The 25,007-nt window shown below is 50.2% G+C and carries 19 protein-coding genes; 11 read left to right on the forward strand and 8 right to left on the reverse strand.

All coding sequences use genetic code 11. From position 1 onward, the window contains the following. Positions 1 to 239: 239 nt before the first annotated feature. Positions 240 to 707: a MarR family winged helix-turn-helix transcriptional regulator gene (locus H6F68_RS01840; protein WP_190556058.1), complete on the reverse strand. Its 468-nt coding sequence runs from the start codon at positions 705 to 707 to the stop codon at positions 240 to 242. 541 nt (positions 708 to 1,248) lie between these two features. Here H6F68_RS01840 and H6F68_RS01845 point away from each other — a divergent pair. The 4 genes from H6F68_RS01845 to H6F68_RS01860 all read left to right on the forward strand — a co-directional run bounded on the left by H6F68_RS01845 (position 1,249) and on the right by H6F68_RS01860 (position 6,788). After that, positions 1,249 to 2,805: an ammonium transporter gene (locus H6F68_RS01845; RefSeq protein ID WP_190556060.1), complete on the forward strand. Its 1,557-nt coding sequence runs from the start codon at positions 1,249 to 1,251 to the stop codon at positions 2,803 to 2,805. 312 nt (positions 2,806 to 3,117) lie between these two features. Continuing rightward, positions 3,118 to 4,521, forward strand: coding sequence for an ammonium transporter (locus tag H6F68_RS01850; RefSeq protein ID WP_313929997.1), 1,404 nt, complete (start codon positions 3,118 to 3,120; stop codon positions 4,519 to 4,521). A gap of 69 nt (positions 4,522 to 4,590) precedes the next feature. Beyond that, complete coding sequence (locus H6F68_RS29565; protein WP_190556064.1) at positions 4,591 to 5,433, forward strand: GDSL-type esterase/lipase family protein; 843 nt, start codon at positions 4,591 to 4,593, stop codon at positions 5,431 to 5,433. Positions 5,434 to 5,579: 146 nt separating this feature from the next. Then, positions 5,580 to 6,788, forward strand: coding sequence for a 4-hydroxy-3-methylbut-2-enyl diphosphate reductase (locus tag H6F68_RS01860; protein WP_190556066.1), 1,209 nt, complete (start codon positions 5,580 to 5,582; stop codon positions 6,786 to 6,788). A gap of 223 nt (positions 6,789 to 7,011) precedes the next feature. On the opposite strand, the gene H6F68_RS01865 is transcribed toward H6F68_RS01860, so the two are convergent. Beyond that, positions 7,012 to 7,770 carry an amino acid ABC transporter ATP-binding protein gene (locus H6F68_RS01865; RefSeq protein ID WP_190556068.1) on the reverse strand — a complete coding sequence of 253 codons (759 nt, stop codon included), beginning with the start codon at positions 7,768 to 7,770 and terminating at the stop codon, positions 7,012 to 7,014. Between the two features lie 21 nt (positions 7,771 to 7,791). Beyond that, positions 7,792 to 7,926 carry a hypothetical protein gene (locus tag H6F68_RS29265; RefSeq protein ID WP_255524962.1) on the reverse strand — a complete coding sequence of 45 codons (135 nt, stop codon included), beginning with the start codon at positions 7,924 to 7,926 and terminating at the stop codon, positions 7,792 to 7,794. On the opposite strand from H6F68_RS29265, the gene H6F68_RS01870 reads away from it, so the two are divergent. Further along, positions 7,927 to 9,456, forward strand: coding sequence for an ABC transporter permease subunit (locus tag H6F68_RS01870; RefSeq protein ID WP_190556070.1), 1,530 nt, complete (start codon positions 7,927 to 7,929; stop codon positions 9,454 to 9,456). A gap of 12 nt (positions 9,457 to 9,468) precedes the next feature. Here H6F68_RS01870 and H6F68_RS01875 read toward each other — a convergent pair whose 3' ends face one another. Further along, entirely contained in the window at positions 9,469 to 10,386 is a 918-nt protein-coding gene (locus H6F68_RS01875) for a mechanosensitive ion channel family protein (protein WP_190556072.1), read from the reverse strand. A gap of 163 nt (positions 10,387 to 10,549) precedes the next feature. Here H6F68_RS01875 and H6F68_RS01880 point away from each other — a divergent pair, with 163 nt between their 5' ends. Then, a complete protein-coding gene (locus tag H6F68_RS01880; protein ID WP_190556074.1) occupies positions 10,550 to 12,742 on the forward strand; it encodes an NACHT domain-containing NTPase in 2,193 nt (730 codons plus the stop codon). Positions 12,743 to 12,748: 6 nt separating this feature from the next. On the opposite strand, the gene H6F68_RS01885 is transcribed toward H6F68_RS01880, so the two are convergent. Next, positions 12,749 to 14,194, reverse strand: coding sequence for a glycosyltransferase family 39 protein (locus H6F68_RS01885; RefSeq protein ID WP_190556076.1), 1,446 nt, complete (start codon positions 14,192 to 14,194; stop codon positions 12,749 to 12,751). Positions 14,195 to 14,829: 635 nt separating this feature from the next. Here H6F68_RS01885 and miaB point away from each other — a divergent pair. The 3 genes from miaB (at position 14,830) to H6F68_RS01900 (ending at position 18,215) form a co-directional block, all read left to right on the forward strand. Further along, on the forward strand, positions 14,830 to 16,188 hold the full coding sequence (miaB, locus tag H6F68_RS01890) for a tRNA (N6-isopentenyl adenosine(37)-C2)-methylthiotransferase MiaB (protein ID WP_190556078.1): 1,359 nt from the start codon (positions 14,830 to 14,832) through the stop codon (positions 16,186 to 16,188). A gap of 164 nt (positions 16,189 to 16,352) precedes the next feature. Continuing rightward, positions 16,353 to 17,420 carry a D-alanine--D-alanine ligase family protein gene (locus H6F68_RS01895; RefSeq protein ID WP_190556080.1) on the forward strand — a complete coding sequence of 356 codons (1,068 nt, stop codon included), beginning with the start codon at positions 16,353 to 16,355 and terminating at the stop codon, positions 17,418 to 17,420. Between the two features lie 123 nt (positions 17,421 to 17,543). Beyond that, positions 17,544 to 18,215, forward strand: coding sequence for a hypothetical protein (locus H6F68_RS01900; RefSeq protein ID WP_190556082.1), 672 nt, complete (start codon positions 17,544 to 17,546; stop codon positions 18,213 to 18,215). Positions 18,216 to 18,270: 55 nt separating this feature from the next. Here the strand turns inward: H6F68_RS01900 and H6F68_RS01905 are convergent, their stop codons facing one another. Further along, a complete protein-coding gene (locus tag H6F68_RS01905; RefSeq protein WP_206755492.1) occupies positions 18,271 to 21,360 on the reverse strand; it encodes a CHAT domain-containing protein in 3,090 nt (1,029 codons plus the stop codon). Positions 21,361 to 21,845: 485 nt separating this feature from the next. Between H6F68_RS01905 and H6F68_RS01910 the strand changes: the two genes are divergently transcribed. After that, a complete protein-coding gene (locus H6F68_RS01910; RefSeq protein ID WP_190554212.1) occupies positions 21,846 to 22,550 on the forward strand; it encodes a hypothetical protein in 705 nt (234 codons plus the stop codon). 98 nt (positions 22,551 to 22,648) lie between these two features. After that, the gene (locus tag H6F68_RS01915; protein ID WP_190556086.1) at positions 22,649 to 22,975 is read left to right on the forward strand and encodes a thioredoxin family protein; all 327 of its coding nucleotides are present in this window, start codon (positions 22,649 to 22,651) and stop codon (positions 22,973 to 22,975) included. Here H6F68_RS01915 and H6F68_RS01920 read toward each other — a convergent pair. Together H6F68_RS01920 and H6F68_RS01925 are read right to left on the reverse strand one after the other, a co-directional pair. Next, positions 22,972 to 23,196 carry a hypothetical protein gene (locus H6F68_RS01920; protein ID WP_190556088.1) on the reverse strand — a complete coding sequence of 75 codons (225 nt, stop codon included), beginning with the start codon at positions 23,194 to 23,196 and terminating at the stop codon, positions 22,972 to 22,974. The genes H6F68_RS01915 and H6F68_RS01920 overlap by 4 nt on opposite strands. Beyond that, a complete protein-coding gene (locus H6F68_RS01925; RefSeq protein ID WP_190556090.1) occupies positions 23,193 to 24,974 on the reverse strand; it encodes a S8 family peptidase in 1,782 nt (593 codons plus the stop codon). The genes H6F68_RS01920 and H6F68_RS01925 overlap by 4 nt, the downstream gene beginning before the upstream one ends. Positions 24,975 to 25,007 lie beyond the last annotated feature (33 nt).

Genomic DNA, 25,007 nt, shown 5'->3' on the forward strand with positions numbered 1-25,007 from the left:
CGCTGACTGCTTTACTCAAGCTACTAACTGGTTGTTCGCCAGAACTCTACCTACAGCCCAGTTCACAGCAAACTCAAGTGGAAATCAACCGTCGCTCCAGCAGACTTCCAATCACAAACAAGACTCATATCCTGAAATGCTGCGTGGATTGAATCTAACTTTGACCAGAATCTGTCGGACCCATTTGGTAGAGGTCCTGGTACTCAGCGCATTGTTTTTATCTAAAAAATATTCTTTACCTAGGAAATATTAGTAATCATCTGGTCTAGTAAGTTTGAGAACTGCTGGCGCTCTGATGACGAAATTCCAACCAAGGCACTGTCTCGGATTTCCACTGCGATCGGAGGCAACACTTCATGTAACTGTTTGCCTGCATCTGTCAACCAAATGCGCCAGATGCGCCGATCCTGAGAGTCTCGTTCTCGCCGGATTAGCCCTCGCTCTTCCATGCGGTCTAGAACGCCAGTTAAAGTTCCACCCACTTGTTGCAGTTTCTCGCTGATGCTGGAAGTTGCCAAGCCATCTTCTTCCCAAAGACAACACAGCACCACCCAGTGAAAGGGAGTCAGTCCCAGAGGTTCTAGGCGTTCTTGAAACTTACGGCTCAAGAGCTGAGAGAGTAATTTGATGCGATAGCCCAGGCCGTGGGGAGCCAATACTTCCTGCCATTCCTTAGGTAACTTTTGCTTGGCAGGGGAAGAGGTCATTGCAGCTCCAAGTGGCATTACTTAGCACGCTTACTATTTTAATGGAGTGAGTTCTATTTTGAGTATTCAGCAGCACATATCTCTAAAAAAATAGCCCCCAGAGGTCGTTGGGGGCCAGCTCCTAAAGGAGTGATGAGGTAACACTTAGTACAAATGTATTAACAATCTGGTATTTTGTCAACTGTCTCAGCGAATCCCAGGATTTATAGTTTTGGCCTAGGTGAAACAAGCAGTCTGAATCAGTGCGATCGCCTGTAGAGAGCTTAACTGCAAAATTAACCACCCCAAAAGGTGAACCAAGTACGAAATTGTTACAAGGGATACAGAACGAACTGCCCTGAAATTGGTGCAATCATTTTTACTTGCTAACCAAGATCTTTAAGTCTTTCTAGTTAGGCGTTCGGCTCTCGGAGCGGCGCAATTGTCGATTATTTCTAGCAGTCTGCTCGTAGCAAAGTTGAGGGTGGCTTTGCTTGCAGTCAGGCTGTAGTTTTCTGTGCGAGTTCACTGCCTTAGTTCACAAAGGAATCATTCACTGGCAATGTCAAAACTAATGCTCACCAAGAAGTCGCGGGGCAGACATAGACAGCTGTCCTTACCAAAAGCGGCCAAGTGGTTTTCTCCCAACTGGTACGCCAAAATGCTCTCACCAAGCTGGCAAGCCTGCATTCCTTTAGCCCTCGTCATCGTGCTGGCTTGGGGCTACGCGGGTGTCGCTCAAACCGCTCCTAACTTGACAGATGTAGCGAAGGCGACGTCTGACTTAAAAGTGGGCTTAGACACCATGTGGGTGATGGTAGCCGCAATGCTGGTGTTCTTTATGAATGCTGGCTTCTGCATGCTAGAAACTGGCTTCTGTCGCCAGAAAAATGCGGTTAACGTTTTGGCTAAAAACTTAATCGTTTTCGCTATGTCTACCATTGCTTTTTGGGTCGCGGGCTTCGGTTTGATGTTTGGCGGTGGTAGCGAGTTTATTGGTACTGATGGGGTCTTTTTCCTCTCTGGTGTTGACAACAGCCCAGCGACCCTGGATGCCTACCAAGGAGCCTATGGTTCACTGAACTGGGCAGGTGTCCCGCTGTTGGCAAAGTTCTTCTTCCAACTTGCCTTTGCGGGTACTGCTGCGACCATCGTTTCCGGTGCGGTGGCAGAACGAATCAAGTTTGTTGATTTTCTAATCTTCAGCTTGTTGCTCGTTGGAGTTGCCTATCCCCTAACGGGACACTGGATTTGGGGCGGTGGCTGGCTTGCAGACCTGGGTTTCTGGGACTTCGCAGGCTCAACGGTAGTTCATGCTGTGGGTGGTTGGGCTGCACTGCTGGGTGCGGCGATCTTGGGACCCCGCATTGGCAAGTACAACGAAGATGGCAGTTCCAATGCCATGCCAGGACACAATATTGCGATCGCCACTCTGGGTTGTTTAATTCTCTGGCTAGGCTGGTTTGGCTTCAACCCTGGCTCCACCATGAGCATCACTTGGCAAATCGGTCACATTGCCATGACCACCAATCTTGCTGCTGCCTTTGGTGGTTTGGCTGCGACCATCACCGCCTGGATCATCTTAGGCAAGCCTGATCTCTCAATGGTGATCAACGGCATCCTAGCAGGATTAGTGGCGGTCACAGCCTCTTGCGCCTTTATTCCAGTTTGGGCCTCTGCCATCATCGGCACGATCGGTGGAGTGATGGTTGTATTTGCCGTTCTCTGGATCGACCGTCTAAAAATTGATGACCCTGTAGGCGCAATCTCGGTTCACTTAGTTAATGGCGTTTGGGGCACGATCGCCGTCGGTCTGTTTGCCGTTGGTCCCAACGTCAAAGTGGGTCAAGATATCCTCTACACTGCTGGTCCTAGCACAGGTTTCTTACTGGGCGGTGGGCTGAATCAACTAGGCCTGCAACTCTTAGGCACCGCGGCTATTGCTTTGACTATCGGAATTCTCTCCGCTATCTTCTGGTTCGCTCTCAAGGCAACCTTAGGCATTCGCGTCTCGCCAGAAGAAGAACTCAAGGGTCTGGATATTGGTGAGCACGGTATGGAAGCGTACAGTGGATTCCTCAAAGATGCGGGTGGCATGACTGGTAGCACCATTCGCTGAGATTGAGTTTTCTAAATTTAGCTAACCTATCGGTTGCTAAATCAGCTTAGTTATACCTTCTGTCAAGAGCTTAGAGCTGCTAAAGGTGAGCCTTAGCAGCTCTTTTCTATGGAGTTCTCTTGATGAAAAGTACCGCGATCGCGATCTTCAAGAAACAGAGGTGGACAGCTTTTGGCGGTCAGGAGTAAATTGTCACCACGATATAAATTGCTACTGACTCTTCACTAATTATTTGCCACAGAAGATTTTTGTATACCTTGATACAGAACTGACTCATCAAAAATTGGTGCAATCAAATTCATTTCTCTTGACGTGGAAGGGCTAACACAAGTGTTGAAGAAAGGTTTGATGATCGGATCGATCGCTCTATGGCTTCTGAGTGGTCCCTTAATGGGAACGGCTCTAGCCCAGGAAGCGGACGCAAATCCTATTGATACAGGCGACACAGCCTTCGTGCTCGTTTCGTCAGCATTAGTATTATTGATGACTCCAGGCTTAGCCTTCTTCTACGGAGGATTGGTGCGATCACGCAACGTGCTCAATACCATGATGATGAGCTTGATCCTCATGGGCGTTGTCGGCGTCACCTGGGTCCTTTGGGGCTACAGCCTTGCCTTTGCTCCTACCTCCATCACCCCTGGAGCTGAGCCTGCATTTACAGCAAATCCCATCATTGGTAGCCTGAATTGGCTATTTTTGAACGGCGTTGGCACAGACCCCGACCCTGTGGGCTATGCCACAACCATTCCGCACCAACTCTTCATGGCCTATCAGATGATGTTTGCCATCATCACGCCCGCTCTAATTTCTGGTGCGATCGTGGAGCGGATGAGCTTCAAAGCTTACTTCTGGTTCGTGACGCTGTGGTCTACCCTGATCTACTCGCCCCTCGCTCACTGGGTCTGGGGTAAGGGTTGGATTGGTGCGATGGGAGCACTTGACTTCGCTGGTGGCACGGTCGTCCACATCAGCTCTGGTGTCTCTGCGCTTGTCGCGGTTTGGGTGCTCGGTCCTCGGAAAACTTACCCTGTCCAACCCGCTGCCCCCCACAACGTCCCCTACGTGCTACTCGGCATTGGTTTGCTTTGGTTCGGTTGGTTTGGGTTCAATGCGGGTAGCGCCCTAGGTGCTGGTGCTTTAGCAACGGTCGCTTTTGTGGCAACGATGGTGTCTAGCGCCGCTGGTGGACTGACTTGGGTGATTATCGAATGGCTACTCCGTGGCAAACCGACTGCCATTGGTATCGCTAGTGGTTTCTTGGCAGGTTTAGTCGGTGTAACTCCAGCAGCAGGGTTTGTTACTCCCATTGGCGCACTTTTGATTGGTTCCATTACTGCTGTTTGCTGCTTCTTCGCGGTTAGCCTCCGCGCCAAGCTTCAGTTCGACGATTCTTTAGACACTTTCCCCATCCACGGTTTAGGTGGCACCATTGGAGCAATTCTGACAGGCTTCTTTGCCACTAAAGCCGTTAACGAACTGGGTGACAATGGCTTGTTCTTCGGCAATCCTGTTCAGTTATGGGAGCAGATTGTGGGAGTGGTCGTCACCTACATCTTTGCGGGAGTTGGTACCTTTGTAATCTTGAAACTCCTCAGCTTGGTCATGGATCTACGGGTTAAGCCTGTAGTGGAAGACCAAGGTTTGGACGTCAACGAACATGGGGAAGAAGGCTACGGCCAAGAATTTGCCTCTGGACTCAGCTACAACAGGGAGTAGTCCCAATTTTTTGGACGAATACCAGATTGCGACTACAATCTGATTCAAAACGACGTTGAGTTTGCTTCAGTGCCTACTCGCTCTCGAAAAATTGTTCCTGCTTGGGCCTTGTTGTCACTCGCAGCGAATAGCCTTCTGCTATTGACTGTGCTGCTGCTGCTTCGAGGCCACCGCTTGCCGTCACTGGCGAAAGCTAGTGCTGCTGCAACCCAAAGCCAGCCACCGCGTCCCACGGCTTCTGCACCGCCAGAGTTAGGAGCGCGTCATCAACTCACCTATGAGCAATGGCTGGCTCTCTTGCAACAAGAAGCTAATGCGGCAGCAGCAGACCACCCCAAGCACCTAAATATTCTGGCTGGAGATTCTTTGAGCCTCTGGTTTCCACCCGATTTGTTGCCAACCCAGCAAAACTGGCTCAACCAAGGTATTTCTGGAGAGACCTCCGCGGGGCTACTCCGCCGTCTAGAGCTATTTGATGAAGCCCAACCAGAAACTATTTTTGTTCTCATTGGGATTAATGACCTGATTCGAGGGGTTGGCGATGCCGAATTACTCGAAAATCAGCGGCAGATTATTTACGACTTACAACAGGTGCATCCCCAAGCCCAAATCGTCTTACAGTCTATATTGCCGCACGCAAGCGATCGCGCCACCTGGCAAGGCAAAGAACGACTCAAAGCCATTTCCAACGATCGCATTCGAGAGCTAAATCAGGAACTAAAGGCGATCGCGGAGGAATATGGGGTGCATTTTCTCGACTTACATCCACTATTTACAGACGCTCAAGGCAATTTACGGTCTGAATTCACGACCGATGGTTTGCACTTAAGTTCTCAAGGTTACTTAGTCTGGCGATCGGCGCTCCAACTCTTCCGCCAAATGGAACTAGAACCCCTAGCCGCCCAACCCTAACTCTATATTCTGACTCCCAACTCCCCTTTTCATCCCTCCTCCTTCCGAAGAACTTCCCCTCAACACCCCTGCATCCTTCCCACCGCGTTCTATGATCAAGGGGAATTAAAAACGGTGTAGCGCCATCACTTCAGGGATAAAGCTGAATGGATACTAAAGCCTTCAAACGATCACTCAACAGTTCTGAGAATTATCATCGCAAGGGGTTCGGGCATGAAGTCGAAGTCGCAAACCTCTTGGAGTCGGAATATCAGAGCAGTTTGATTCAGCAAATCCGAGACAACGACTACACGCTACAACGCGGCGATGTGAAGATTCGGCTGGCAGAGGCTTTTGGCTTTTGCTGGGGCGTGGAGCGAGCCGTAGCGATGGCTTACGAAACCCGCCAGCACTTTCCCACCGAGCGCATTTGGATTACGAATGAAATTATTCATAACCCTTCAGTGAACCAACGTCTGCGGGAAATGCAGGTGGAGTTTATTGAAGTCAACCAGGGGCAAAAAGATTTTTCTGGGGTAGCGCAAGGCGATGTGGTAATTCTGCCTGCGTTTGGGGCCAGTGTGCAGGAAATGCAGTTGTTAAACGATCGCGGTTGCACCATTGTAGACACGACTTGCCCTTGGGTGTCGAAGGTGTGGAACACAGTGGAGAAGCACAAGAAGGGCACCTACACCTCAATTATTCATGGCAAATACAACCATGAGGAGACGATCGCGACGAGTTCGTTTGCAGGAATTTACTTGGTCGTGCTGAATTTGGCTGAGGCTGAGTATGTCTGCAATTACATTTTGCAGGGTGGCGATCGCGAGGAGTTTTTAGCGAAGTTCCGCAAGGCTTGTTCGGAGGGTTTTGATCCAGACAAGGATTTGGAGCGGATTGGTATTGCCAACCAAACGACGATGCTCAAGGGCGAAACTGAGCAGATCGGCAAGCTGTTTGAGCATACGATGCTGAAGAAGTATGGCCCGGCGGAATTAAATCAGCATTTCCTCAGCTTCAATACCATCTGTGACGCGACTCAGGAGCGTCAAGATGCCATGTTTAAGCTGGTGGATGAGCAGGTAGACCTGATGATGGTCATCGGTGGCTACAACTCATCGAATACAACTCATTTGCAAGAAATTGCGGTGGAGCGGGGCATTCCTTCTTATCACATTGATTGTGTAGAGCGGATTTTGTCGCGCGATCGCATTGAGCACAAGCCTTTACACCGGGAGATTGAGGTGGCGGAGGGTTGGCTACCGGATGGGCCGTTGGTGATTGGGGTGACTTCGGGGGCTTCTACGCCGGATAAGGTGGTGGAGGATGTGATTGAGCGGATTTTTTCGCTGAAGGCATCTGTTGCGGTTGGTTAGTTATTGCAAAATCAAGACTTGAGGGCACCTGCCCTCAAACTCCCGCTGAGGGACGGTTGCGTCCCCCAGACCCCCTCCAAACGAATCTGACTGTGGGCATTTCGATTCTTCTGTTTTTCTTCTGACTCCTGACTTCTTTTTCATCCTTCATCCCTACCCCCTCATCCCTCACTTTTCCCTTTCATCCCTCACTTTTCCCTTTCATCCCTCATCCCTCATCCTTTCACTCCCCCCTGCCCATTCGGCTCAAGAAGGCTCGCAACCGATCGCTCTGAGGCTGCGTTAATACTTGGCGGGCGGGTCCGGTTTCTTCGATTTGGCCTTGGTGGAGGAAGAGGACGCGGTGAGCGACTTCGCGGGCGAATTGCATTTCGTGGGTGACGACGATCATGGTCATGCCGTCTTCGGCGAGTTGTTGCATAACTTGGAGAACTTCGCCGACAAGCTCGGGGTCAAGGGCGCTGGTGGGTTCGTCGAAGAGCATGATCTTGGGGTTCATGCAGAGGCTACGGGCGATCGCGACTCGCTGTTTTTGGCCGCCGGAGAGTTGGTCAGGGTAGGCGGTGGCTTTGTGGGCAAGACCCACTTTGGCTAAATAGGTCTGGGCGAGTTCTACGCTCTCGGTGCGGGATTTGCCGAGGGCTTTTTGAGGGGCGAGGGTGAGGTTTTCGAGGACGCTGAGGTGAGGGAACAAGTTGAATTGTTGAAAGACCATGCCGACTTGCGATCGCAGGTGGCGTAACTGGTTCATTTTCAGTCGGGGTGCTGATAGATCCATGCCGTTGACGAGTAAGCGCCCACTATTGATGGTTTCGAGACGGTTGAAGCAGCGGAGTAGAGTGCTTTTGCCACACCCAGAGGGGCCAATCACGGCAACGACTTCTCCTGGCTGGACGGCACCGCTGACTCCCTGTAGAACTCTCAAGTCACCAAAGCTTTTTTCTACCTGCTCGAACAAGATAGCTGGGGTTGTGCTGTCCATAGGGCCAGAAGAAGGAACAGATCATTTAATGCTGATTCTAGCGACACTCTGCGGTTCAGCTTGTAAGATTGACGCAATCTCTTGATTGGCGCAGCCTTGGCGATCGCCATCATCCTGCTTTTCAACTGCGGCGGAGGGAGTGGAAGCTCTAAACATATGCCGAATTTTTTAAGGTCACGTTGGCTGCAACGGTGGTTTTTGGGTTGCAGTTGTTTGCTGATGATTCTGCTGGGTCACTCAGCTTCTATTGCTCAGAGCCAAAATGTCTTGAGAGTTGGGACGGAACCTGCTTTTCCACCGTTTGAGTTTCAAGCACCGGGGGGTGGGCTGCAAGGGTTTGATATTGATTTGATGCAGGCGACCGCGCAGGCGGAAGGGTTGCGGGTGGAGTTCCAGAGTTTGCCGTTTGATGGCTTGATTCCTGCCTTGCAAGCCAGAACCGTCGATGCGGCGATTAGTTCGATGACGATCACGGCTGAGCGGCAGCAAACGGTGGATTTCTCGCGGCCATATTTCAAGGCGGGTTTGGCGATCGCGGTTCGGGCCAACAATACCAGCACAACTGATCTGGCTAGTTTGCAAAACCAGACCATCGGTGTCCAGATTGGCACAACAGGCGCAGAAACCGCCCGCAAAGTTCCTGGTGCAACCATTCGCACGTTTGATTCGGCTCCCTTGGCGTTGCAAGCACTACTCAACGGCAACGTGAGTGCGGTGATCAATGATGCACCTGTGACGTTGTATGCGATTAAAACCAACAACCTCACCGGGATTAAGGTCACGAGACAATTGCTAACAGAGGAGTTTTACGGCATTGCGACACCCAAAAATTCTCCTAATTTGGCCAGAATCAATGCTGGCTTGACCCGCATCCTCAGCAATGGCACCTATGACCAAATCTACCGTAAATGGTTTAACGCCCAGGCTCCTTCTCTCGCTACAGCTACGGTTCCTGGTTCAACCCTTCAATCTGAAACCGCTCCCTCGGCTACTTCCGGTGCAGTCATCACGCGAGCCCTACCCATTCTGCTACAAGGCGCTTTAATTACGTTGCAATTGACTGCACTCTCAGTTTTGCTGGGATTAATCGGTGGCACGCTGATGGGGTTGGCGCGGCTCTCTGCTTCTCGGCCTTTACGTTGGTTCGCGAGAGCCTACATTGACTTTTTTCGCGGTACGCCGTTGTTGGTGCAGATCTTGATGATCTACTTTGGCATTCCAGCTTTGGTTCAGGGGCTAGGTTTTACCTTTACATTTAACCGTTTGGGTGCAGCGGTGTTGGCTCTGAGCCTCAATAGCACAGCGTATCTAGCTGAAATTGTGCGAGCGGGGATTCAGTCGATTGAGGTGGGGCAAGTAGAAGCGGCGCAATCTCTCGGTTTAGGGCCAGGACAAACGCTGCGTTATGTGGTTTTTCCGCAGGCATTTCGGCGCATGTTGCCACCTTTAGGCAACGAGTTCATCACCCTACTAAAGGATACGAGTTTGGTTTCTGTGATTGGGTTTGAGGAACTGCTCCGCCGAGGGCAATTGATTGTGGCCGACAACTACCGCGCCTTTGAAATCTATGCCGCTGTTGCCTTAGTCTACTTAGTCCTAAATTTACTTTCCTCTCAAGCCTTTAGCTTTCTAGAAGCCCAGATGAACCCAAATAAGCGATCGCGACAATCCAGTAGTTCCGACTAAATTTCTATCTGATTAGCTGCGCCGAGCATCGCTGCGTTTAGCCTCTATCGCTGAGTTAGATACACCATCAACTGACGCTGCTTTAGACTGCTGCTGATCGTAAAAGTAAACGGTACGAATCGGATAAGGAATAGAGATACCGTCGCGATCGCAAGCTGCTTTCAATGCGATCATCACATTGGTTTGAATCCGACGAACTGTGGCTTTCGGCGGCAGCGTCCAATAACGCACCATCAAGTCAATAGAACTTTCACCAAAGCCCACAATATCTACTTCTGCCGCTGGCTTGACTAATACTCCGTCTATTTGGTTCACCGTCTGTAGCAGAGTTTGAATAGTCTGGGGCAGAGGTGTAGTGTAATCAACCCCAATGGCTAGATCAGTGCGGCGGTGGGGCATTGCAGTCAAAACTTGGATCGGGCTGGTAAAGACAATCGAGTTGGGAATTACGACCCGCTCGCCTTGATAAGTACGAATTTGAGTGGAGCGAATGGTGATTTCTTCCACCGTGCCCTCGAAATCATTCACAATGATCTGGTCATGCAGGCGAAACGGTTCATTTAGCAACAGCAAGACGCCCGCCAAGAAATTCTTGAAGATGTCTTGAAAGGCAAAGCCGATCGCAACTGAGCTTAACCCCAACAAGCCAATAATGTCGCCCACGCCTAAATCGGGAAACGCCATCACACTGGCGACCACCACTCCCACCACCCAAGTGGCGACATAGCTCATTTGCATCAGCAGCGATCGCAGAGATGGACTCCGGACCATGCGCCCCATTGTGGCAGCTGTGAGGTTTTGCAACACGTTGGCAGCATAGCGAGTTAACAACAGCACAATCAGAGCCAGAACCAGCCCTGGAAATGCCTCCACTGCTTGACCAATGAGATTCAATAAACTGGAGCGAACTTCTTGGACTAGTGCACTCATAAGCAAGACCGACTCACATTTCTCCGCTAGCACCCTCTCACGCTCAGCGATCGCTCAACAACTACGAAAAGATAGAAAGTGTGGGGTTGCACTAACACGATTGAGTTAGTGCAACCGCTCATCTATATGACAAACTTGTTCTAAACTCTCCTCCCACCTTCCTATGATTGGACTGGAAAAAATCGCCCTTCAAGCAGCCAGTATGGGTTTGGCTAGCATTTTCAGCCGTGTGGTTTGGGAGGGAGGCGGCAAGCTGCTCGGTTGGATGGGCAAAAAAAGCCTAGATGAAAAAACCAAACAGGCGATCGCGGAAGCTTCCGTTCAGTACATCCAAAACTATGGCGAGCGTCACGGCATCCTCAAGGTTTTGGGCATGCGTGAGCCTGCGCCTTTAGAGTCGGTCTATACGACGGTGCAATTGCTCGACAAGTGGGATCTGCGTCGGTTTGAGTCGATTGAAACCTTAGAAAAAGCCTATCGTCAAACGCGATCGCGCAGCTTTCAACCACGCGAATCTAGCCGTCAAGATGGCCTGAGAGTTGCCAATGAAAAACAATATTTGATGGTGCTGGGTGGTCCGGGGGCTGGTAAATCTACATTTCTCCGCAAGTTGGGTTTGGAAGCACTCAAGGGAACCCAAGGTGGCTATGAGCATGAATGTATCCCGGTTCTGATTGAGCTAAAGAGTTTTACCAGCAGCAAGATCAACATCGAGAAAGCGATCGCTCAGGAGTTCAAAATTTGTGGCTTTCCGCACTCCGAAGAAGCCACGACTCAACTGTTAGAGCAAGGCAAACTCTTAATTTTATTAGATGGTTTAGATGAAGTTCCTGGCAGAAATCTGAATGAAGCGATTTGCCAAATTCAAAACTTTGTCGATCAGTACGACCAAAACCGTTTTATCGCCTCTTGCCGTCTCGCCGCCTATCGCCATAACTTCCGGCGCTTTACTGATGTGGCAATGGCTGACTTTGATGCTTCTCAGATTAAGCAGTTCATTCACAACTGGTTTCGCTCCGACGCAGATCAGCAGGCAGGCACCGGGCAGAAGTGTTGGGAGTTGCTGTTAAAACCAGAAAACGCCGCTGCCAAGGAATTAGCTCACTCGCCGCTATTACTGACGCTACTTTGTTTGGTCTACGATCGCTCCCAAAATTTCCCCAACAATCGCAGCGTACTTTATCGCAAAGCCCTCCGAGTCTTGCTAGAAGAATGGGCTTCAGAAAAGCGCATTTTACGCGATGAAATCTACCAAGGTTTAAGTACAGAATTAGAAGAGATTTTATTGTCAGAAATTGCCTATAGCGCGTTCAAATCAGACCGACTTTTCTTCTCTCAAGGTGAAATTGTCAGCCAAATCAAGACTTTTTTAACTGACAACTTAAACGCGCCTAAGCACTTAAATGGAGAGGCAGTGTTGGATGCGATCGCCATTCAGCAAGGCATTTTGGTCGAACGGGCAGAAGATGTATTTTCCTTCTCCCATTTGACATTGCAAGAATATCTCACCGCCCAGTACATTGCTGACAATCATCAAGTCGCTCGCTTAGTCGCCGATCACCTCACGGACCCCCGCTGGCAAGAAGTATTTCTGCTGGTAGCAGGGCTAATGCGGCATGGCGCTGATGAACTGCTAGTTCGCATGGCACGCAAAACTCGTCGCTACATCACCACTCCCAAGTTGCAAGCTTTGTTGCAGTGGGCGCATCAGATTACAGAGGGGCCAGGCACGACCGTAAAACCTGTAGTCAAACGGGCTTCAGCCTTGTTTCTCGCTTTAGCCCGCGATCGCGCCTTGGATCTCGTCCGGGTACTCCATCCCAACACCGCTCGCGTTTTAGATCTGGTGCGAACTCTGGATCTGGTTTGTGCCCCAGCCCCAGTGCAAGCGATCGATTTAGCTCGCGCTATGGAGTTAGCCCGCAACTTGGAGCTAGATTGTGTCCCCGCTCGTGCCCGTGCTCGTACTCGCAGCCTCAACCGAATTCCTGCCCGAACTTTAGCGCGCGCTGTTACTAACTCTTTGGCCCAAGAGTTCAGCAAGAGCCAACTGTTTAACAGCGTCAACTTTCACCCATTAATTGCTCGTCTGGATGCCCTCAAAACAAAAGCCCCAGATACCAGCCAACCCTACGAAGTGCAGCAAGCCTTTCGCGATCGCCTCTCTCAAGTCTGGCTGCATGCCCTGAAGCTGGATGCGGCCCTAGTCGATTTGTCCGCGGCAGAGGTACAGGCCCTAGAACACTATCTTTACGCCAACTGCCTACTGGTCCGTTGCAAGCAAGCAGCCGTGAGGGTTTCCGCCAAAACTTGGGAAGAAATTGAAACGCAAATGCTATTTGTAGCAGGCTGCTGAGCCTTCCTAACTAGCCTTCGCTTGTTTTACCATCAACGCGCTACAAGCACCCTTCGTATCAATCGTACTCAGTTGGTATCGCGCCACCAGTTGGGTTTTGATCGCCGGAATACAAGTCACAACGACTTGATTGTTCGGCACAGTTTGCTCAGGAGTCACCAACGCGATCGCATATTTAGGATCTAAATCAGCCGCTTTCACATAAAAAAGCGTATGGGCTCTGCGTCCTCCCACCGTTCCTTTAGCCACATCCATCACCTGAAATGTAGTTAATTCTGGTTGAGTTTTTTGCAAGCGACGCAAGTAATATCCCAACTGTACTTCTGGTGGGTCGTGAGGGCGAGAATGAACATAGGTGCCACTCACTTTACGAGCCATTCTGAGCGAAGGTAAAAACAGCAAAGCGCATACAAACAAACCTGCAATTAGCTGTTGTTTAGAACGTGGGTTTACCCGTAAATATTTGATTAACCAGTGACAAGCTTCAGCAACTCCTAGCCCAATTAGCAATGCCGCGATCGGATATTGTGGGACGTTGTACCAAGCCAGTTTAGTTTGAGAACTAGAAACAACTAGAAAGTGACAAATTAAGTAAAAACCACAGAAAGCCCCCAAAGCTTTAATTAACCGCTTTTGACTGATTTGAGTAACGACCAAACCAGGCAAAAGCAGATACAGCCAAGGGATAAAGGTACGCTGCATCTGTTGCAGATAAAACCAAAAGTTACCTGTATGTCCCTCTACCGACTCTGAGTAGCGCCCCACCTCATTACTTAACATTGCTTCTAGGTAGCCTGGGTTGTAATACTCCCGCAGCAGGTAGTAGCTTAACCCAGCTCCGATCACGAAAATTGCCGAGCCATAGAATGATGGCGATCGCAATAATTGACCCAACCGTTTTTGATAAATTGTGTAAACAAAAAGACCTAACAATGGAATCAAGGCGGCGATCCCTTTTGTCCACATTGCCAATACAATCGCGATCGCGGTTAGCCATAGATACCAAGGCTTTTTGGAACTGCTGGCATGGATATAGACAAAATAAGCGAGGGAATAAACGGTAATCCATAAAGTTAGCAGGGCATCATAATCTCCCGTTCTCGCCACATGCTCTGCTACATACCCATAGCTAGTCATTAAGACAAAGGCACTGGTAATTCCGACCACCAAGCTTTGCAAGTAAAAGGTAGAAAATAGAAACAAAGTTAGGACAGTTGTGGTGGCGGCGATCGCAGAAGGCAGGCGCACCGCAAATTCGTTGTAGCCAAACACTTTCATGCAGGCAACAATCAACCAAAGCAACAATGGTGGTTTGGTTCCCCACAAATCGGGCTGCCCATCAAAATAGCTGACAATAAAATTGCCATTGAGTGACATCTCTAAAGCATTCACTGCCCGCCTAGCCTCGTCATAGGTGCGCAGAGAGAGAGCATCAAGATGCCAAAAAAACACAAAATAGCAAGCTAATAAAAGAACAAAAAAACTACCAGCAACCCAGTAGTTTAACAACAGATTAAAATTAGCTAATAAACTTCGCCAAACTTCAACTTGGCCCTGACCTTTTCTCAGCGAGGTAGAAGTTAGGCTTGAAGCAGCTTCCTTGATAGGCATGGGGCAACCTATTCCTCTAAAGAGATGATTTTGAAAGCAACTTCTAGCAGATTAATTAGTAAACTCGTAAATCACAGTATCTACCATTACTTAAACACCTTTAAATACGAGGGTTTCATCACAAAAGCTCCAGCTAGAATTACATCTTAAATATTTTCAACTGTGTTATTTTTTACAATTCAATCAGACAAAAATTCTTGACTTTTGCAAGCTTAAAGCTGTTGTTCTACCAACCATGATTACAAAGATGAACTGCTCCGATTCTCCTCAAACAGCCAAAATTCAGGCACTATCAGCAAGGCTATGGTCTCGAACCCAATACCATTTCCTCGAATCACTGTGGGTAAATTTAGATGAGTAGAAATGCTGAGAGTAGCCCAGCGATCGCACCGAATTAATTTCTATCTCCGGGCAGAGTGCCGACAAAAATTTATAATGAAGGTTTGACACTTGTTCTCCTTGGCCTGTAGCTCACCATGACCACTTCTTCTCGCCGCTATCACATCACCACTTTTGGCTGTCAGATGAACAAAGCTGACTCCGAGCGCATGGCTGGCATCCTAGAAGACATGGGTTTTCAATGGTCAGAAGACCCGAATCAGGCCAACGTCATTCTCTACAACACCTGCACCATTCGGGACAACGCAGAGCAAAAAGTTTATTCCTACCTTGGTCGGCAAGCCAAGCGGAAGCACGAAGAACCGGACCTAACTTTGGTAGTGGCAGGCTGTGTGGCTCAGCAGGAAGGCGAAGCTCTGTTACGGCGAGTGCCAGAATTGGATTTGGTGATGGGACCGCAGCATGCCAATCGCCTTCAGGATCTCCTAGAGCAAGTCTTCAGTGGCAACCAAGTAGTCGCGACAGAAGCAGTCCACATTTTTGAAGACATCACCAAACCCCGTCGGGATAGCAAAGTCACCGCTTGGGTCAATGTCATCTACGGCTGCAACGAGCGCTGTACCTACTGTGTGGTTCCTGGAGTCCGTGGCGTAGAACAGTCGCGCACCCCAGAAGCGATCCGGGCTGAAATTGAGGAACTGGGACGGCAAGGGTACAGAGAAATTACGTTGTTGGGCCAAAACATTGACGCTTACGGGCGCGATCTCCCAGGTGTCACTCCCGAAGGTCGGCATCAACATACCCTCACCGATCTCCTCTACTATGTGCATGATGTTCCTAGCATCGAGCGAATTCGCTTTGCCACTAGCCATCCCCGCTACTTCACCGAGCGCTTAATCAGAGCTTGTGCTGACTTGCCGAAGGTTTGCGAGCACTTTCATATTCCCTTCCAATCCGGGGATAACGAAGTTCTCAAAGCCATGTCTCGCGGCTACACCCAAGAAAAATACCGCCGCATCATCGACACAATTCGTAGCTACATGCCCGATGCCTCAATCAGTGCCGATGCGATCGTTGGCTTCCCTGGTGAAACCGAAGCCCAATTCGAGAACACCCTGAAGCTTGTCGATGAAATTGGTTTTGACTTACTCAACACAGCCGCTTACTCTCCTCGTCCTGGCACTCCCGCTGCCCTGTGGGAAAATCAACTCAGTGAGGAAGTGAAGAGCGATCGCCTACAACGCCTCAATCATCTAGTGAATACCAAAGCCGCCGAGCGATCGCAGCGTTATCTAGGTCGCATCGAGGAAGTCTTAGTGGAAGACCAAAACAGCAAAGACCCCAGCCAAGTCATGGGTCGCACTCGTGGCAACCGCCTTACCTTCTTTCCCGGCGACATCAACGAACTTAAAGGCCAAGTGGTTCGGGTCAAAATTACGGAAGTGCGAGCCTTTAGCTTGACAGGTCAACCCGTCGTTCCAGCGATTTGCGTTTAGGGACTTCCCTGCCAGAGCCTTAGCACCGTTGGTTATCCAGCTAGCGATCGCTGATCTAAACAATTCCAGAAATTACAATCCCAGAAATTGTTCTAGATTGGCTCTGGCAAGATCAGGTGGGTGTGATACGCTAGCTGCGATAGATTGTGCCAGAAGGATCAGTCATGACGAAGCTGCGGGTGGGGTTGCTGTTCGGCGGTTGCTCAGGAGAACACGAAGTTTCAATTCGCTCTGCCAGGGCGATCGCCAACGCCTTAAACACAGACCCAAATCCTAGCAAGTACGAAGTGCTGCCTTTCTACATCCAAAAAGATGGCCGTTGGCAAGCTCCAGACATTGCTCAGTCAGTTCTAGAGTCTGGCGTACCATTGCCTTCTGAAGAAACAGGCTCACCCACTACTCGCACTCACCTTTGGCAATTCCCACCTCTAGCCGCCGAAGTTGATGTGTGGTTTCCTACTCTGCATGGACCCAACGGCGAAGATGGCACGATTCAGGGTTTGTTGCAGTTAATGCAAGTACCTTATGTCGGGTCAGGCGTGCTAGCTTCCTCGGTAGGGATGGACAAGATCGCCATGAAGAGCGCTTTTGCTCAGGCAGGTTTGGCACAAGTCAAATATATGACGGTCAATCGCTCCCAAGTTTGGTCTAACCCCTGCGTGTATCCCAAACTCTGTGACGAAATCGAAGCGACCTTGGGCTATCCCTGCTTTGTTAAGCCTGCCAACTTGGGTTCTTCAGTCGGTATTGCTAAGGTGCGATCGCGCGCTCAACTGGAAGCAGCTTTAGACAGTGCCGCGAGTTATGATCGCCGCTTGATTGTGGAAGCTGGAGTCGTCGCTAGAGAAGTGGAATGCGCAGTTTTAGGGAATGACCAAGCGCAAGCTTCTATCGTTGGAGAGATCACTTATACCAGTGATTTCTACGACTATGAAACGAAGTACATGGAAGGGCGAGCCGATTTACATATTCCTGCTCCTCTACCAGAAGCGATCGCCGCTCAAGTGCAAACACTGGCCTTGCAGGCATTTGCTGCGGTCGATGCAGCGGGATTAGCACGAATTGACTTCTTTTATGTGGAGTCTACGGGGGAAGTGTTGATTAACGAAATCAATACATTACCTGGCTTTACCGCGACTAGCATGTATCCTCAACTGTGGGCCGCTAGTGGGGTTGCCTTCCCAACCTTGGTTGATCAACTCATTCAGTTTGCTCTGGAGCGACATTCCTAAAACCAAATCACAATTTTTGGCGAGAAGGCGATCGCTTCAGTACAATCTAGAGACAATAGGGAATTCTAGCTAAAATCCCCATTTCTAAACCCTTTGGACTCCCCAGCCAAGATGAAAGTAGCTATGGTTAACCAGACTCATCCCCATCGGCAGCCACAGCTTTTGGGTACGACTTCACAACTGATACAAAAGCATCCTTTTATCCTTTGGGGAGCGTCTTTAGTCTTGGTCCTACTGCTGGGAGGATTTGCCCTTAAAGGGTTAATTTATCCTGGTCCTGTTGACCCTGTCGAGCCTGGTGAGCCAAAAGTAGCCACAGCGCCCGCCAAAGTTCCTTCTCCTGAGCTTCAGGAGCAAAACCTCAATTTATGGTTATTTAGTGCTGTTGCTTTGGGATGTGCAGCCGGTTCTATTTTCATTTCTCGGCGAATTGAACGAATGGAGCCGAAGCCCCAGCAAGCACAGCCAAAGTCAAAGCAACGAGCCATGCCCTTTCAAATGAAAGCGGCTCAAAAACGTCAGCCTGCTACAGCGACTCGTCGGCCCAGCTCACCTATGCGCCGCAAAAAAGCAGCAGCGGTTTCAGCCAAACGAGCCAATGCTTCAGCGGCCACTGTTCTCCACGCTGAGCCTGTGCGCATGAGTCAAAGGGGCTACTCACCAAGCCCTGTGATCATAGAACCAGTCGTCACTGTGGTTCCAGAGAACGAAAGCCATCCTTTAGACTGGGGTGAGGCGAGCTTAGCAGAGATGATGGACCTGCGCAAACAGAAACCCCTTTCCTCTTTGCTTTAGCTCTACGGCCAGAAACTTTCCATTGAGCTGAGTGCAGCCCAAGAAAAATTTCATCTTAGGTTTGCGGCTGAAGTTTAGCGATCGCTCCCCAGTCCTTGATCGTAGATTCGGTCCACATCCAGTTCTTGCTTAAGGCATCAGGCTGGAAGGCCACTGGATTCTCAGTCATCACTTTTTGATAAAGCTTGAGCGCTTCATTTTGCAGGTTAGCGCGTTGCTCGGCAGGTTGACTTTGGGCAGACTTGGCTAGCACTAGGGCTAGGCCAGCATAAGCCATCAGATTCTCTTGGTTTCCTGGCCTTGCAGTTGCGGCTGGTGCTGTTGCTGCCGTTGGAGTGGTAGCAATGACACCTGGCTCAGATGGCGTGGTCGTTTGTGCTTCTTCTTGCAAGTAGAGCGCTTGGAACCAAGCTCGATTAGCTCGGTCCCAATTCTGTTCAGCGTAGTAAGCGAAGCCTAAAGCATTCTGATACAGCGCTAGGGAGGCTGCATCCGTCTGTTCAGCTTCAGCTTGTTGGCGAACCGCAGTTTCCCAGTAACGACGGGCATCATCAACGCTATAGTCTTGGTTGCCCGTTTGCATGGACTGCCAAGCCAAGCGACCCCGTAGAAAACTCACGGCTGGATCATCAATCACAGTATTAGGAACGGCAGCCAAGGCAGCACTGGCTTGAGGCAAGGCTCCACGATCCAGCAGTTCCGAGATCGCTTGTTGCCCTGCGACCAGTTGTTTCCGACTCAGGTAGTCAATAGCAGCGGCTGTGACTGTAGCCGTATTAGTTGCTTTCAGGTCTAATGTAGTTTGGTTGGTTTGCGGATCAATGGCAAAAGAATTGTTGGAGTTGTTAGAGATAGATTCGGGCAAGGCTGGAATCGAAACTTGAGGACTCCGGTTTCGCTGGAACCACCAAAAACCTAGCAAAGCGATCGCCGTAACTCCTGCTGCCGCTAAAATCAGCCACAACTTAGAACGTCTGCGAGGCTGCTGCAACCAAACACCCCAGCCGCTAGAACTTCGACGAGGATATTCAGGCTGTAAAGCTGAGTTTCTACCTGTGGTTGAGTTCGTGCCATCAGGCAGTGCCGCCAGGCTCACCGCTTGTTGATATGCTGTTTTAGCTTCTGCGATCTTGCCTTGCTTGTATAGCGCTAAAGCCAAGTTACTGTACACCTCAGCCAAGCTGGGGTTAATTTTTAGGGCTGCTTGGTAGGCAGCGATCGCATCCGCAAAGTTACCTTGTTGATAGAGGGCTAATCCTAGCTGGTTGTAGGCATCAACATCATTGGGATTTGCTTGAATTGCTCTTCGAGCCGTGGCGATCGCGGTACTAGCATTGGTAGGGGCAGCTAATCCTTGCTCTAAATCCGAGAAGACTTGGCTTAAGCGTGGATCGATCGCTGGGTTGGTAGGCGGCGTTTGGGGTGGCGAGTTGCGAGAAGGCGTGGACTTAAGCGAGGTAGGTTGGGGTTTGGGTGAGCCTGGCAAATCCAGATAAGGGGGGCGCTGAGGTTCTGATCGGAGATTTTCAGCCCCAGGAGCAGACAAAAACGGTTCTTCTGCGGCCAGTTGGGGATCGGCAGGATTTTTTGACAACTGCTCAATCAACTCAGCCACTAAAGCCGAGTCGGCTTCGGACCCGAACTCATCATCAAACTCCAGATCATCTAACTCACCCAGGTCTTCGTCACCATAGTCGTAGGGCTCGTCCTCTAAATCTGCTGCTATGCCATTTAAAGACTGAGCGGAGGCTAGGAAGGCTTCCTCGTCAGTCAAACCAGAATGATGAACCTCTCCTAAGGGAGTTAAGTGATTGGTAGGGCGATCGCTAGGACTCCGCCAACGTGCAGTCGCCATTTCTTGAGCCGCACTGTACAGGTCTGGAACGTTCCCAGTGATCAACTGCCCATCAAATTCGGGATGCAGATAGAGAATGGGCAAAGCCCAGTACAACTGGTGAGAGCCATAGGCCGAGATCAACCCCTGACGCGCCCGACTCAAGCTGAGATCCACTGGATACCCTTGCTTCAGATTGCGATAAAACAAGCGGGTTAAGGTCAGTGCCACATCATCTGGAATCCGCTCAGCCATTGCCAATACGCCAGGAATGCCCCGCTGCACCAAAGCTTCAGCGAGATTCTGTTCGCCAATCTCATGCTCCAAATCTGAAGTGGCGGTATAGGCACTACGGCAGGAGTTAAACACCACCATGCGGATGCCATTGTTGACCAAAAGCCCAGCCAAGTCATCTCCACTCAGCACCTCGGTTAGCCCAGTTTTGCCGTTCACCAAGTAGAGGTTGCCTCCTGCAGCCCCTAAGTTGCTGTGGCCCGCATAGTGCAAAACTTGAAACTGGCCTTGCTCTAGAGCTTGAGTCAACTGCTCGCGATCGGGTTGGTCTAAGATCGTCAACTGAATTTCTGCTGTGCCGCCACCTGCTTCTGAGGCAGCTCCATGACGGCCACGCAATTCTTCTTGTAGGTGTAGGGCTTCACGTTTCAGCTCCAGTTGCTCTTGATCCGTTGGAGCTGCGATCGCCATCAAAATCTTGAGTGGTTGTTGCGACTCACGCATCAACTCTCTCAGAGCTGTCGTTGCCCCGACTAAACCTGGGCTGGGTTGATAGCGAGAAAATAAAACATCTGTGCCCGTCGCTAAAGGCCGAGAAGCGCCACCTACGCGATGCCGCTCTCCGGTGTGCAATACCTCCCACGGCAAGCGAACTAAGCGGGCTCCTTTTAAGCCTAAACGTAAACGCAAAACTTCTCGCCGATGCTGGGCAATTCCTTGTGCGGTCATCCAGCTATCGCGGATCGTACCCTGGAACAAAGCATTATAAAGCTGCTGTCCTAACGCTACCAAATGCCGTGGCGGTAGATTTTGGTTCGGCTCGCTGCCTCCGAGCACCAAGTCCAGTTCGCGATCGCCTGGGTTATGCAGTTTATCTATCCCAGGATCAAAAGCATCTTCCTGCAACAATCCCAGCAGCGGGTCATTCATCAATTGGCGCGCCTGATTTAGCCACTCTTCAACGGGCCAAACCACTTGTTCTTCGGCTAGAGGTACCCCTGGGGCAACTCGCTCCGTCCGTATTAAATACTCATCTTCCCCAACTGGGGTAACAGAAAGATGAAATTCCTGCGTCACAGCTACACTCCGCAAGACCATTAACCTACAAATGCACTCCTGCTCTCAAGCTCTTTTTTGAGAGCTTCCATCCACCACTGATGCCAAATCGGCTCTCACTCTACTCTAATGACAATCCTGCCCAAAAGCTTGAAATGAGCTAGAGCGAGCGGAGGAGTTACAGAGAGCACAACATCCTTCGCTCTTTAAGGAATGACGATGAAGTTAGGCAAAAAGTTACCAGTCATTTGCCACTTAATCAGAGAAATTGTCCATTTGTACAGACAAACTTCCGGATCTCAAGGCAGGGCGCTAGAAAAGTAGTTTGGTAGATGCACCCTGATTTTAATCCTCTGGCTCCTTCGGGCAGTCGGGGGATTTCCTTTTGTGGGCTGGCTCAAGGCCTGGATCTTCACTAGAGCTTGATGCGATCGCTCAATTGCCTTGATTGCGGCTTCATAAGCTCGATGCTATGGTCGGAAAGCAGCTAGCCCCTGGTTTCGCAGATGGCATCCGCTTTATCCACGATTACGAAAAATATTCGTCAACAGCTTTTGGGCAATCGTTCTGTGCTGTGGATCAATGGCTTAACCTTGGTGCTTTTCCTGGTTTTGCTCACGCATGCCAAAGTTTGGGGTAGTCCCCAGGAAATTGAGTTCTTATTTCATAAAGCAGACCCCACCAAACAGCCTCACCTAGGCTTTCTCACCCTGATCTCCAATGTGCTGTGGGGCTTACCAGTGGCCTATTGTGCCTTTAGCTTAGGCTTGATGAAGCAGATTCACCCTCAGGGTAGATTGGACCGTTTTCTCCTGCTCTCTGCCACTGGAATTTCGATCATTTTGATTGATGAAGTTTACCGAATTACGATTAGTTTGGTAACTTGGTTTGGCGTTTCCAAAGTGCTAATTGCCAGCCTTTATGGCGTAGCTGCCTTGGGCTATATCTTCAGCTTTCGGAAACGGATTCACTCCACACCCTACGCCTTGCTCTTAGCAGCGATTAGTCTAGTTGTCATTTCCAGGGTGGTCGATTTGCTCAGAATTGCGGCTCCAGGGGCACCTGCCAGAATGCTGCTAGAAGATGGCACAAAGCTTTTGGGACTGGTGAATTTGACTTTGTACTGGTGGCTGGTCTGTCAGCAAGAAGTTTTGCGATCGCTTCAGCGATATCGTCAACCCACCTCTGTAAACGCGCATCAGCACCTATGATCGAAATTAAACCCTAGCGTCAGCTTGTGAGCCGCGATCGCAGGGTTGCTTCTAGTTTCGCTCATTCTAGTTTTGCTCAACGAAGGCAAGGGAATTTTATGGATCGAGCTGTTATCAAGTTTTCTTCAGAAGACTGTGGGACTTGCCACAAAATGTCCTTCTACGACCAAAAAGTGGCTGAAGAACTCGGTCTCCGCTTCATCAACTGCATGATGCAAGATACGGCTACTTACCGCCAGTATCGCAAGATTTTGCTGGCCCAATATCCTGACAAAGAAGGGATGGGGTGGCCCACTTATATTGTTTGTGACTCTCCTGATGCAGAATTTAAGATTCTTGGAGAAGTCAAAGGCGGCCACCCCAAAGGTGAGTTTAGAAGTCGGTTACAGGCGGTTCTAGAAACAGTTCCGGCTGGCGAAGGTTAATCTTTCACTTCAAATTTGGTGACTTCTAAAACGGGGCCAATCATAGCGAATGTCATCACATCCTCCCGGATTTGGCCCTCTACAGTCACTTGGATGCCAGACTTTTTCAAGTCATCGGGAGCTTTGTGCAGTTCGTAAGATTGGCCGTCTTCGCCAACTAACGCCCAGGTACCAGGTCCGATGCCTTTGCGCTCGATTTTGCCCGTGACTTTCACACTCATGCGGCTTCTCCTTCTCCTCTCGTTACCAGATAGGCTAACCCGAAACACAACAGGGCGTTTACGGCTAAGTAAGCTTGGGCGATCGCGCCTGTACCGAGCCAAAGCAGGTGTGGAGACATAAACGCACTAACAGCTAAGCAAGAGGCGACTCCCAAAGTTGTGCCAACGGCAAACCACTTCCATTCCGCATGGCCGAGAAGCAAGGCCAGCAAGAGGAAGGGAATCAAAACGCTGGCAAAGATAGGATTCAGTGCATTTGTCCCTTGAAGCGCTGTGCCTAATTCGGGAATTGAACTACCCATCACCCGGAAGGGCCACTGGGGCAAATCCATAATATAAAAGCCGCGAAAGACAAATAGCCCTGCGCTTCCAGCAACTAACCCACTAGTGAGCGACCAACTCCAGAAAGGTAAGTAGTTGCGGAGGAACCAAGCCAGTAAGTAGGACCCCAGCACCATTGCGACCTTAGGTAGTAGGGCCACGGCACCGCCATCAATCCAAAAACGGGGGTTGAGATAGCCATTATCCCGCAGCCAGCGGAAGAAATCGCGGAAGGTGATTTGCCCTCGCATTGCCAGTTTCACAGCATTGGCGGCATCTAAGTGACCTGCCCCATAGTAGTTGAGACCGTCATCTGTGACGGCGCGGGCCGACTCCAAAAGTACATTCCGAATCGCATCGGGTTCTTGTACCCCAGACGCTTTGATCAGCGCTGCTACACCAGCCACATGAGGAGCAGCCATGCTAGTGCCTTGGAAAGCCGCAAAGATCGGTTCGCCCGTTTCTGCATTAATGGTATTTTGCAGAATGCCGCCTGTGCTGTCTTCACCTTGGGTTTGGCCACCGGGGGCTGCGATATCTACACCTGCCCCATAGTTGGAGTAGATAGCTTTTTCACCTGTCGGGCCTAAAGCGGAAACTCCAATCACATGTGGGTAGCGAGCGGGGTAAGAAGCTGAGTTTTGATTGGCGTTGCCTGCGGCAGCGATGATCACCACGCCTTTGTCATGCGCATAGGCGATCGCTTCTTGCATGATTTCACTTTCGCCGCCACCCCCCAAGCTCATATTGATCACATCAGCATCGTGGTCTGCGGCAAACTTAATTGCTTCGGCAATATCGGCCACTGTGCCGCCACCCGCTGCACTCAAAACCTTCAAAGGCATCAGGTTTGCTTCATAAGCAACTCCCGCTACACCATAACCATTGTTAGTGGATTGAGCGATCGTGCCTGCGACGTGAGTACCATGACCGTTGTCATCACTAGCATCACTGCGATCGCTGACAAAGTCGTAGCCTTCCACAAACTGGGTGTCTTTGAGGTCAGGTACCCGGCTAACTCCCGTATCGATTACGGCGACGGTGACCCCACTGCCCTTAGTTTCATCCCAAGCAGCTTCCGCATTAATGCTTCTGAGGTTCCATTGCTTGCTGTATTCGGGATCGTTAGGGGCGAAAAAGGCTCGATAAATATAGTTCGGCTCGATCGCTTCGGTAGACTTAGCCAGTTTAGATTTTTGTAGCGCTTGTAGAAGTCGAGAATTTCCTTCCACAATGTAAAGATGATCGCCCTCGGAAAACTCGCTATTTAACCGAGGCTTCACTTGATACTGCTGCGCGATCGCATCCAACTGTTGTTGAATTTGCACCGCTGGAATATCCTCGCGAAAATCCAGCACAATCGATTCGTAGGTTCCGTTCGCTGCCAATCCTTTAAAGCTGGCGATCGCTAACATTAACCCCGCCAGAAACAAGCCCACCAGCCCCAACCTTCTCATAGAAAATCATTACTACAGCTCGTTGCCTTCAAC

The sequence above is a fragment of the Trichocoleus sp. FACHB-262 genome (assembly GCF_014696035.1).
GTDB lineage: Bacteria > Cyanobacteriota > Cyanobacteriia > FACHB-46 > FACHB-46 > Trichocoleus.